Source organism: Protofrankia sp. Cas8 (assembly GCF_963555845.1).
Lineage (GTDB): Bacteria > Actinomycetota > Actinomycetes > Frankiales > Frankiaceae > Protofrankia.
The window spans coordinates 1-10,495 of the sequence record NZ_CAUVXI010000195.1; the positions used below are offsets into that span (position 1 = coordinate 1).

The following is a 10,495-nucleotide window of genomic DNA, read 5'->3' on the forward strand; positions in this document are numbered from 1 at the left end:
TCTCCCCCAAATCACTGCAGGACCATGCCATGTCACCGCGTGGCCGGCGTGGCCGAGTTCGCCGAGCACGGTCCCATATCCGCGTCGGCTACGTCACTGTCCGCCAGCCGACATGGCGCTGACATGCGGCACGTCTGCCCGAGCGCCGCTATCCCAACGCGTCGAGTACCCACCGACCCACGTCGGTTATCGTGCCGGCCCCCAGGGTCAGCAGCAGGACGCCGTCCGGCGCGGCCGGCAGACTGACCGACAGGTCGGTGGTGAGCCGGTCGGTGAGTTCCGCCCATGGGACGTAGTACGTCGTCTCCGGCACGAAGATCTTCTTGGCGAGGTCGCAGGCGTGCAGCCCCAGGGTGTCGTGCTCACGAGCGGCGTAGATGTCGGTGACGTACACCCGGTCGGCATCGGTGAACGCCTCGGCGAAATCATCCATCAGGGCGGCGAGCCGGCTGAACGTGTGCGGCTGCACGGCAACCCACACCCGGCGCGAGCCGGCCCGCTGGCGGGCCGCTGCCAGCGTCACCCTGATCTCGGTCGGGTGGTGGGCGTAGTCATCGACGATCTCCAACGGTCCGTGGCGGTCGGTCGATGCGGCGATGCCGACCCGCTCGAACCGGCGGGCCGCACCGGTGTAGGTCGCAAGGGTCGCGAGAGTGTCGGGCACGGCAAGGCCCCGCTCCGCGGCGACGGCGAGCGCCGCGAGCGCGTTGAGAACGGTGTGGACGCCCGGCAACGCAAGCGTGAGCGTCCCGATGTCGTGCCCGTCCCGGCTGACCGTGGCCTGGATGCCGCCGTCCGGCGTCGGGCGCGGGTCCACCGCCCGCCAGGTCCGGGCGGCCTGGAGACCGTAGTCGACGACTCTGGCATGCCCGGCCGGCAGAGCCGCGAGCACCGCCTGAACGCCGGGATGGTCCCCGCAGACGACCAGCGTCCCGCCGGGGCGGACCCGCGCGGCGAACGCGGTGAAGGCCACGCGCACGGCCGCCTCATCGGGGAAGAGGTCGGGATGCTCCCACTCGACGTTGGTGATCACGGCAAGCGCGGGGTCGAGGTTCGCGAACGCCCCGCCGTACTCGTCGGCCTCCAGGACGAACAGCGCTCCGGCTCCGACCAGCGCGTTGCCACCGAGCTGCGCGACCTCGGCGCCGATCACCGCGGTCGGGTCGACCCCGGCGGCCCGCAGCACCAGGGCGAGCATCGCGGACGTGGTGGTCTTGCCGTGCGAGCCGGCGACCGCGATCAGGTCGTAGCCGGCGGTCAGTTGCGGCAGCCAGTCGCTGCGTCGGCGGACCGGGACACCGCACCGCCGTGCGGCCGCCAGCTCAGGATGGTCATCGGGGAACGCGCTGGACGCCACGACGACGTCCACGCCGGTCAGTTCCGCGGCCAGCACGGCCGGGTCGGTGACGGCTCCGACCCGAACCCGGGCGCCGGCGGCGCGCAGAGCGTCCAGGCGGGGTGCGTCCTGGGCGTCGCTGCCGCTGACCATCCCGCCGCTGGCCAGGTGGATGTGGGCGAGCGCGGACAGGCCCGCCCCGGCTATTCCGAGGAAGCGAACGTGCTGAGGGTTCTCACCGGTCACGACAGGCAGTGAACACCACGCCGGGCTCCGGTTCCCCACGACCACGCCCCGTTTCCCACGGCCACGGCCACGGCCCGTTTCCCGCGCCCCGCGCCCCACGCCCCGCCGCTGCACACGACCACCGTTACACTGAAGATCGGATACTGCTCGGGCAGCCGAGGGGAGATCGGCATGACGGTCGTCCACCCGACGCCCCCGTTGGTGGTGCAGCTGCCCGGACGAGCACTCACTTTGGACGACGTGACCCAGCTGGCCGCGGCCGACGAGCTCCATCGATACGAACTCGCCGAGGGGAACCTGCTGGTCAAGCCGCCAGCCGACACCGAACACGCCACGCTGATCACACAGCTCGTGGTATGGCTGGTCACCAAGGGTTACAGCCCCGACCGAGTGCTGGCCACGCCCGGTCTCCGGATCACCGAATCATCCAGTGGCCGTAGTCCCGACGTGCTCGTCCTGCGCCGCCCGGCCCCGCGGGGCACCGTGTGGATCGACCCGGCCGACACCCTGCTCGTGGTGGAGGTCGTCTCCCCGGGCTCGGAGAACCTGGACCGCACGATCAAACCGGGCGAGTACGCCCGCGCCGGTATCGCCCGATTCTGGCGGATCGAACGGGACGGCGGTCCGGCGACAGCCCACATATACGCGCTGGGTATCGACGAGCGGGGCGAACCGGCCTACATCAGCCACCGGGCCGTGCTGCTCGACGAACTCCTCGCCGCCGCACCGCCACACCTGTCCTGACCAGGATCTGTCTCCCGGATCTTCACTGGCACCTACAAGGGCGGCCGCCATAGCGACCGATTCCACCTACTGTCGGACGACATTCGGCCGAACGGTAGGTGGTTCCGGTCATCAGGATGGCCTCAACGACCTACGCATTCTGGTTTTGTTATTTGGATGCTGTTCACCGGCGGCATCACCTGGCAGCTGGTGATGCCTCGTGGCCGGGATCACCGATCGCCGTTGGGCGGCCCCCGGTGCCCACCTCTGTCCAGCATGTGGCCCGGGGCGCAGCGTTCGTCGGGTGAGGGTTTCGAGCTGGAGGCTCCAGCTCGAAACCCTCACTTCTCATCGCAGAGTACGACCGACACATCGATCCCGAGAGTAACGGCACGAACCACTCGAGCCGATGTCACGTGTTGAGAGCCCTTCTCAGGGATCACACGAAGAAACGGCCCCGCGTGTAAGACAGGGCGGGTTCAAGATCCGGATGCTGTCTCAGCTGGACAGGGTTGCCCGTTCGGCGAGGACGCGCAGGAGCTCCCCGCCGAGCAGAGTCACGTCGCCTGCTCCGATGGTGAGCACCAGGTCGCCCGGACGCGCGAACGCCGCGACCCGGCCCGCCGCGGCCGACCAGGACGGCTCGTAGACGACCTGGTCGGCGGGCAGCGGCACTCGGGAGGCGATCGTCGCACCGCTGACCCCCGGGAGCTCCTGTTCCCCCGCGCCGAAGACATCCATGACCACCACGGCATCCGCGAGGCCCAGTGCGGCGCCGAACTCGGCGGCGAAGGCAACCGTCCGGCTGTAGAGGTGCGGCTGGAAAGCGACCACGACCCGGCCGCCCTCGGCGACGTCACGGGCAGTCCGCAACACGGCCATGATCTTTGTCGGATGGTTGGCATAGTCGTCGACCACCCGGATGCCCTCGACGCTGCCCTTGGCCTCGAACCGGCGGCGGACGCCGGCGAACCCGGCCAGCCCCTCCAACAGGCCGGCCGCGGGCAGGCCGAGCTCCAGCCCGGCGGCCAGCGCACCGGCCGCGTTGAGCAGATTGTGCCGCCCGGGTACCCGCAGGGTCAGCTCGCCCAACCGTCTGCCGCGCACGACCACCTCGCAGGTGGAGCCGGTCGGCGAGACCATCGCGAGCTCCACCCGGACGTGGGCGTCCACCGACTCGCCATAGGTGGTGACCCGCGGTGTCCCCGAGCTGCCTTCGGAGTCCCGCAGCGCGGTGACGAGCCTGGCCGCGCCGGGGTCGTCCAGGCAGGCCACCACAAAACCGTCCGGATCGACACCGTCGACGAACCGCGCGAACGCGGTCTCGACGTTTTCACGCTGACGGTAGTAATCAAGATGATCGGCTTCGACATTGGTGACGACCGCGCCGAACGGCTCAAGCAGCAGAAATCCGCCGTCGCTCTCATCGGCCTCAGCGATGAAGATCTCGCCCGAGCCGGCGTGCGCGTTGGAGCCGGCCTCATTGATGTCGCTGCCGGTGACAAACGACGGGTCGGCGCCGCACGCCTGCATCGCGACGGTGGCCATCAGCGTGGTCGTCGTCTTCCCATGGGTACCGGCAACCGCGAGCCCCTGGAATCCCTGCATCAGCGCGGCAAGCGCGGCGGCCCGCGAAACAACACGCAGGCCACGTTTTTTCGCCTCCTCGACCTCCAGATTTCCCGCCGGAATGGCCTGGGAGAAGATCAAAGTACGGGCGTCGCCGAGATGCTGCGGATCATGACCAATCGCCACGTGGGCCCCGAGTGCCCGTAGCGCGGCCAATCGGCGGGTGTCCCGGGCGTCGCTTCCGGACACGTAGGCGCCGCGCCGCAGCAACAGCCGGGCGAGGCCGCTCATGCCGGCGCCGCCGATCCCCACGAGGTGGACACGGTCGAAGTTGTCCGGTAGCGCCCGAGCTGTCACAGGTGACATCTTGCCCCATCCATCGCCTCGGACCGGGTTCAGCGAGCCGCGTGGCGTGCCGGTTGCCGCCTGCGTGTGGCCGCGGCCTCACGGATCATCGACACGATCGCGTCCACGGCGTCGGGATGTCCGCAGCCTGAGCATGCCGCCGACATCTTGGCCAGCCGTTCCGACGAGGTGAGCAGGCCCAGCAGCTCCGCACGCACCCATTCGGGCGAGAAGCCGGCATCGTCGATCAGCAGGCCGCCGCCTGCCTCCACCGTCGCCAGGGCGTTGCGCCGCTGCTCACCGTTTCCGTGCGGGAGCGGCACGTAGGCGGCGGGCAGGCCGACCGCGGCCAGCTCCGCGCAGGTCATGGCGCCGGCACGACACAGCGCCATGTCCGCCGCCGCATACGCCGACGCCATGTGGTCGAGATAGGGCCGCACGACATAGGGCGCGGGCAGGTTCGGTGGCAGCGCCGCAAGCACCGTCTCGACGTTCTTGGGCCCGGCCGCGTGCAGGACCTGCGCCCCGCTCGCAGTGATCTCCTCGGCCATCGTACTGATCACGTCGTTGATGCGTCGGGCCCCCTGCGAACCACCGAAGACCAGCAACGTCGGATAGCCCGGGTGAAGGCCGTAACTGATCCGGGCCGCCCGGGTCGCCGTCGGCGACCGGTCGAGGTTCAGGATCTCCGGGCGCAGCGGGATGCCGGTGAGCCGGCCGCCGCGCAACGGAGTATTCGGGTAGGAGACCGCCACAAAGGGTGTGAACCGGGCGCCGATCCGGTTCGCCACTCCCGGAACCGGGTTGGCCTCGTGGACGACGATCGGGATACCTGCCCGGCGCGCGGCCAGGTAGGCCGGGACGGACACGTACCCGCCGAAGCCGACGACCACGTCCGCGCGCACCCGAGCCAGCGTCGCCGACGCCTGGCTGACGGCCCCGGCGAGCCTGCCGGGCACGGTGAGCAGGGACGGCGTGGGTGTGCGCGGCAGCGGCACCTTCGGGATCGTCACCAAGTCGTAGCCACGGGCCGGCACGAGCCTCGCCTCCAGCCCGGACTCCGTCCCCAGGACGGTCAGGCGTAGCCGGGGGTCGGCGGCCCGCAGGGCATCGGCGACGGCCAGCGCAGGTTCTACATGGCCCGCCGTGCCACCGCCGGCGAGCACCACACTCCTCAGCATCGTCCACGACGATGACACACCCCAATAGTGGATCACCCCCCGGGTACCGTCACCACCCGTGTCAGGCCCTTGTCAGGCCCTCGACCCGAGGGCGGTGATCGCGGCGTCGGCCAGCCGGCGGGCGGCGAGCTCAAGGCGTTCCGGGGAACTGCCCGCAAACGACATCCGCATGGTCGCGGGGTCGGGATTGTGCACGGCGAACTGCGGGCCGGACACATAGGTCACCCCGCGGCGGACCGCGGCGTCGAGCAGGTCGTCCGCAGACAGGCCCGGCGCGACGACGCGCCCCCAGACGAACAGCCCACCGGCCGGGTCGTTGACCTCGACGACCCCGGCCAGATGTTCGCCGACGGCGGCGCGCAGGGCGCCGCACCGCCGCCCGTAGACGACCGGCAACGTCGCCAGGTGCGCGTCGTACCAGCCCGCCCGGCCCAGAAGCTCGATCAGGGCGTACTGCATCAGCGTCGAGGTGTGCAGGTCCGACCAGCGCTTCGCGCGGCCCACCGCGTCGGCGAGCGCGCTCGGCACCACCACCCATCCGACCCGGAGTCCCGGTCCGAGCGTCTTGGAGAATGACCCGATGGTGACAATGCGATCACTGTAGGCTGCGATCGGTGGCACAGGATTGCCCCGAAAGCGCAGCGCCGGGTACGGCTCGTCCTCGGCCACCACGAACCCGTACCGCTCGGCCAGGTCCGCGAGTTCGCGGCGCCGGACATCGGTGAGCGTGGCGCCAGTCGGATTGTGAAAGGTCGCGACCGTGTAGACGAGCTTGGGACGCTGCCCGCCGGCCAGTCGTTCGGCGAGCGCGCCGACGTCCAGACCGTCGGCGTCGACCGGGATCGCCAGAAACTCCGGCTGGTACATCTCCAGACAGTGCAGCGAGCCTGGGAAGACCGGCTCGTCGATGGCCACGAGATCGCCGGGGTCCAGCAGCGTACGGGCGATGACATCCAGGCCCTGCAGCCCACCAGTGGTCACCACGACCTGGCTCGGGTCAACCAGGCGCCCACGGTCGGCCGACGCCCGGTCTGCGATCCAGGCGCGCAGCGCGGGAAGACCTTCGGCTGCCGAGTACTGCAGCGCGGCCGTTGCCAGCTTCGAGGTCGACACCTGGCGCACGGCCTCGCCGATCTCCGCGGCGGGCAGCGTCTCGCCGGCCGGCAGCCCACCGGCGAGCGAGATGACGTCGCCGACCTCACCGAGTCGCAGTGGGTCACGCATCACCCACGTTCCGAGCTCACCCATCCGGCGGGCGAGCGGAACCGGTCCCGGCAGGATCGCCTCAACCGACTCGCTGTCGCTCATAGCCTTCCACCCCCCTTGGCCCACCACCCCACGATCAAAAACCCAGGCCTCCGGGCGTGCGAAAAAAACCATGATCACACGCCCTTTGGCCCATCAGGCCGCAGTTCGTGGGAAGGTACCCCATCGGTTCCAGGCTGCGACAACAGCACGGGCTTCTCCGCGCCCGGCGGGGCCGCGTTCAACAGTGGGTCAACGGCGTGCGGCTGCGGACATCCCGTCGGTGATGTCGCCACCGCCACCGGGACCACCGCCACCACCAGCGTTGCGTCCGCCACCACCACCACGGTTACCACGACGGCGCTCACCCGATCCGCCCCGGGCAGCCCGCGTGCGGGATCGGAACCGGCGCCCACCACCGGAGCTGGCCTCCCGTGCCTCCCGGGCCTCGCGTCGGGCCGCCGCCCTGGCGCCGAGCATTGCCGCCGCCGCGGGTTCGTGCCGGGCGAACGACAGCAGCATCCCGACCGTGAGCATCGTGGGAACCAGCGCGGAACCCCCGAAGGAGACCAGCGGCAGCGGGATGCCGGTAATCGGGAGCAGCCCCACCACGGCACCCATGTTGATCATTGCCTGGCCGAGCAGCCACCCGGTGGCGGAGGCGGCGGCGAGCTGAACGAACGGGTCCGCCGTACGGTGGGCGACCCGGATGCCGGCGAACCCGAGAACGGCGAACAGGATGACGACGACCAGCGTGCCGAGCAGGCCGAGCTCCTCACCGATGATGGCCAGGATGAAGTCGGTGTGGGCGTTGGGCAGCAACCCCGGCCATTTTTCCCGGGACGCGCCGAGGCCCTCGCCCCACCAGCCGCCGGAGGCCAGCGCGTACAGGCCCTGGACCGCCTGGAAGCCGGTGTTGTGGGCGTCGGCGAACGGGTCCCGGTAGGACAGCAACCGTTCGAAGCGGTACGGCTCCCGGATGGCCAGGACGGTGCCGGCCAGCAGAATTACACCGCTGATCGACCCGAACACCCGCAGTGGGGTCCCGACCACCCACAAAAGGGTCAGCAGGACCACGAGCACCACGATCGTGGTCCCCATGTCCGGCTCCAGCATGATCATAATGGAGATCAGGAGTGCTCCGGGGACGAGCGGAACCAGCAGGTGCTTCCAGTTCCCCAGCAGCTTGCGTTTGCGCACCAGCAGATCCGCGCCCCAGAGCACGAGGCCGAGCTTGGCGATCTCACTGGGCTGCAGCGTGTACGGCCCCAGTTCGATCCACCGCTGGGCACCGTTGATCGACTTTCCGAACTGCGGAGTCAGCACGACCACCAGCAGGACCAAAGAGACGATCATGACCGGATACGCCAGCACCCGGAAAACCCGCACGGGCAGCCGGCTGGCCAGGACCAGCAACGGCAGGCCGATGCCGACCCAGGTGGCCTGTCGCGCGAACACCGCGTAGGACGAACCCAGTTCGTCGAACGACCGCACGCTGGATGCCGACAGCACCATCACCAGCCCGAGCAGCAACAGCAGGCCGGCCGAAGAGAGCAGCAGGTAATAGGAGGCCAGCGGCCGGGCGAGTACGGGTACCCGGGTGTCGTCGGCCCCGTGCCCACCCGGCTCGTGCCCACCCGGCTCGTGCCCACCCGGCTCGTGCCCACCCGGCTCGTGCCCACCCGGCTCGGGTCCGCCGCGCGCGGGCGCCTCCCCCCCGGTCACCACGTCCCACTCCCCTGCTCGTCACGCCTCTACTCGTCAAGGAACACCCATGGAACACGCACACCGAGGCCACCGTCGTGCTCGCACCGCTCACCCGGGGACGCGGTTATGGTCCCCGCACCGAATAGTCCACGCCGCCAGCCTGTTGGGCGCCGACCATCGCGGGTGTGTCGGGCACGAGCCTGCCCGACTGCGGTCCCCGGCCGGCTAAGTGGTCGGCAATACGGAGTCGGATGCCAACGTACGGTATCAGACCGGTAATTATCGCCGCAGCAGGCCCCTGACGAGGTTCTCGGACGAGACTGAACCATGTCGCGAAACCAGGTGGTCCAGACGCTGCAAGACGCGGTCGGTGACGCCCGTGTGCTGACCGACCCGGAGGTCATGGCCGGCTACGTCCGGGACTGGACCGGACGATTCGTCGGGCGGACGTGCGCTGTCGTGCGTCCGGTGGACACCGCGCAGGTGGCTGCCATCGTCGAGGCCTGCGCACACCTTGAGGTTGCGCTGGTGCCACAGGGGGGCAATACCGGGCTGGTCGGCGGCGGCGTCCCGACCCGCGGGGAGGTCGTGCTCAGTCTGCGCGGGCTCGGCGAGCCCCTGTGGATCGACGCCGCCGCCGGCCAGGCCACGGTCGGTGCTGGCGTACCGGTCGGTGTACTGCGCGCGGCGGCGTCCGCGGCGGGCCTGGCCTACGGTGTGGACCTTGCCAGCCGTGACTCCGCCACGATCGGCGGCACCGTTGCCACGAACGCCGGTGGCCTGCGGGTACTGCAGTACGGGGACACCAGGGCACAGCTGCTCGGAGTGGAAGCGGTGCTCGGCGACGGCAGCGTGGTCTCCCATCTCACCGGGCTGTCCAGGGACAACACCGGCTATCACCTGCCGTCGTTGCTCGCCGGCAGCGAAGGTACCCTCGGTGTCGTCACCGCGGTGCGGGTCCGGCTTGTGCCGGCCACCCGGGCACGGGCGGTGGGTCTGCTGGGGCTCGCATCCGTGCCCGACGCGGTCACGGTGGCATCCCTGCTGCGCAACAGTCTGCCCGGGCTGGCCGCGGCCGAACTCATGCTGACCGCAGGTCTTGATCTTGTTGCGGAAACCTGCGCTCTGCCCCGACCGCTGCGTGGGACGCACCCGGCCTACCTCCTCGTCGAGGTCGGCGGGGACACCGCCGACGGGGAGACACCGCTCAACACGTTGGCGGAGGCGGTCGCCGGTCTGGCGGGCGTCAGGGACGCCTCGCTCGCCGGTGACCAACGTGGCTGCCAGGCGCTGTGGTCCTACCGGGAACGGCACCCCGAGTCGATCAACACCCTTGGGACGCCGGTGAAGATGGACGTCACCCTGCCCCTCGCCGGCCTTCCCACGTTCATCGATGCCGTACCCGCCACCGTCACAGCCATCGCGCCGCAGGCGAGGACATGGCTGTTCGGGCATGTCGCCGAGGGCAACGTGCATGTCAATGTGACCGGCGCGGAAACCGCCGGGGAAACCGCCGGGGAACGGGTCGAGGACGGCGTGTTCCGGCTCGTCGCCGCCAGCGGTGGCAGCATCAGCACCGAGCACGGGATCGGTACGGCGAAACGACGCTGGCTCCCACTCAACCGCTCACCGGTCGAAATCGCCATGTTTCGGCGGATCAAGCAGGCCCTCGACCCGGTAGGCATTCTCAACCCGAACGTTCTGATCCCTCCGGACACGCTGTGACCACGACAGCCACCTATGACCACCTACTGTGACTGCACGCTGGTACGGCAGGTGTGCATGGCGAGCGCGAAGGCGGCGCCACGCTCGCGGTAGTCGCGAAAACGTCCGAAGCTCGGCGCCGCGGGCGACAGCAGGACGACGCCGTCGGGTCGTGCCCACCGGAACCCCTCGACCACAGCGGCGGCGAGGTCGGGCGTGTCCACCGTCGTGACATGTGGGCCGGCGCCGGCCTCGGTGACCTGACGGTGGATGTCGGGGCCGTTGTCCGGCACGGTGAGAACGAGCGTGTCCAGCATGCGGGTACGTAGACCGACAGCCAACGGCCGGTAGTCGATGCCACGGCTCTGACCGCCCACGACCACGGCGATTCTGCGGTCGCCGAAGGCCTCGACGGCGGCGAGTGTCGGCAGCACGTTGG

The 10,495-nt window shown here is 70.1% G+C and carries 8 protein-coding genes; 2 read left to right on the top strand and 6 right to left on the bottom strand.

Going from position 1 to position 10,495, the window contains the following annotated elements; translation table 11 throughout:
* Positions 1 to 148: 148 nt before the first annotated feature.
* Entirely contained in the window at positions 149 to 1,582 is a 1,434-nt protein-coding gene (gene murC / locus U9977_RS21765) for a UDP-N-acetylmuramate--L-alanine ligase (protein ID WP_322751141.1), read from the bottom strand.
* A 171-nt stretch (positions 1,583 to 1,753) separates the two neighbouring features.
* Here murC (U9977_RS21765) and U9977_RS21770 point away from each other — a divergent pair, with 171 nt between their 5' ends.
* Positions 1,754 to 2,326 (top strand): Uma2 family endonuclease, encoded by a 573-nt coding sequence (locus tag U9977_RS21770; protein ID WP_322751142.1) that lies wholly within the window; start codon positions 1,754 to 1,756, stop codon positions 2,324 to 2,326.
* Between the two features lie 477 nt (positions 2,327 to 2,803).
* On the opposite strand, the gene murC (U9977_RS21775) is transcribed toward U9977_RS21770, so the two are convergent.
* The 4 genes from murC (U9977_RS21775) to ftsW all read right to left on the bottom strand — a co-directional run bounded on the left by murC (U9977_RS21775) (position 2,804) and on the right by ftsW (position 8,373).
* Positions 2,804 to 4,240 (bottom strand): UDP-N-acetylmuramate--L-alanine ligase, encoded by a 1,437-nt coding sequence (gene murC, locus U9977_RS21775; protein WP_416210734.1) that lies wholly within the window; start codon positions 4,238 to 4,240, stop codon positions 2,804 to 2,806.
* A 29-nt stretch (positions 4,241 to 4,269) separates the two neighbouring features.
* Positions 4,270 to 5,400, bottom strand: a complete 1,131-nt coding sequence (murG, locus tag U9977_RS21780; RefSeq protein WP_322751144.1) for an undecaprenyldiphospho-muramoylpentapeptide beta-N-acetylglucosaminyltransferase — start codon at positions 5,398 to 5,400, stop codon at positions 4,270 to 4,272.
* Between the two features lie 72 nt (positions 5,401 to 5,472).
* Positions 5,473 to 6,708 (bottom strand): PLP-dependent aminotransferase family protein, encoded by a 1,236-nt coding sequence (locus U9977_RS21785; protein WP_322751145.1) that lies wholly within the window; start codon positions 6,706 to 6,708, stop codon positions 5,473 to 5,475.
* A 189-nt stretch (positions 6,709 to 6,897) separates the two neighbouring features.
* A complete protein-coding gene (gene ftsW / locus U9977_RS21790; RefSeq protein WP_322751146.1) occupies positions 6,898 to 8,373 on the bottom strand; it encodes a putative lipid II flippase FtsW in 1,476 nt (491 codons plus the stop codon).
* A gap of 306 nt (positions 8,374 to 8,679) precedes the next feature.
* Here ftsW and U9977_RS21795 point away from each other — a divergent pair, with 306 nt between their 5' ends.
* The gene (locus U9977_RS21795) at positions 8,680 to 10,077 is read left to right on the top strand and encodes an FAD-binding oxidoreductase (protein ID WP_322751147.1); all 1,398 of its coding nucleotides are present in this window, start codon (positions 8,680 to 8,682) and stop codon (positions 10,075 to 10,077) included.
* 23 nt (positions 10,078 to 10,100) lie between these two features.
* On the opposite strand, the gene U9977_RS21800 is transcribed toward U9977_RS21795, so the two are convergent.
* A partial coding sequence (locus U9977_RS21800; RefSeq protein WP_416210736.1) for a glutamate ligase domain-containing protein occupies positions 10,101 to 10,495 on the bottom strand: 395 nt, incomplete at its 5' end.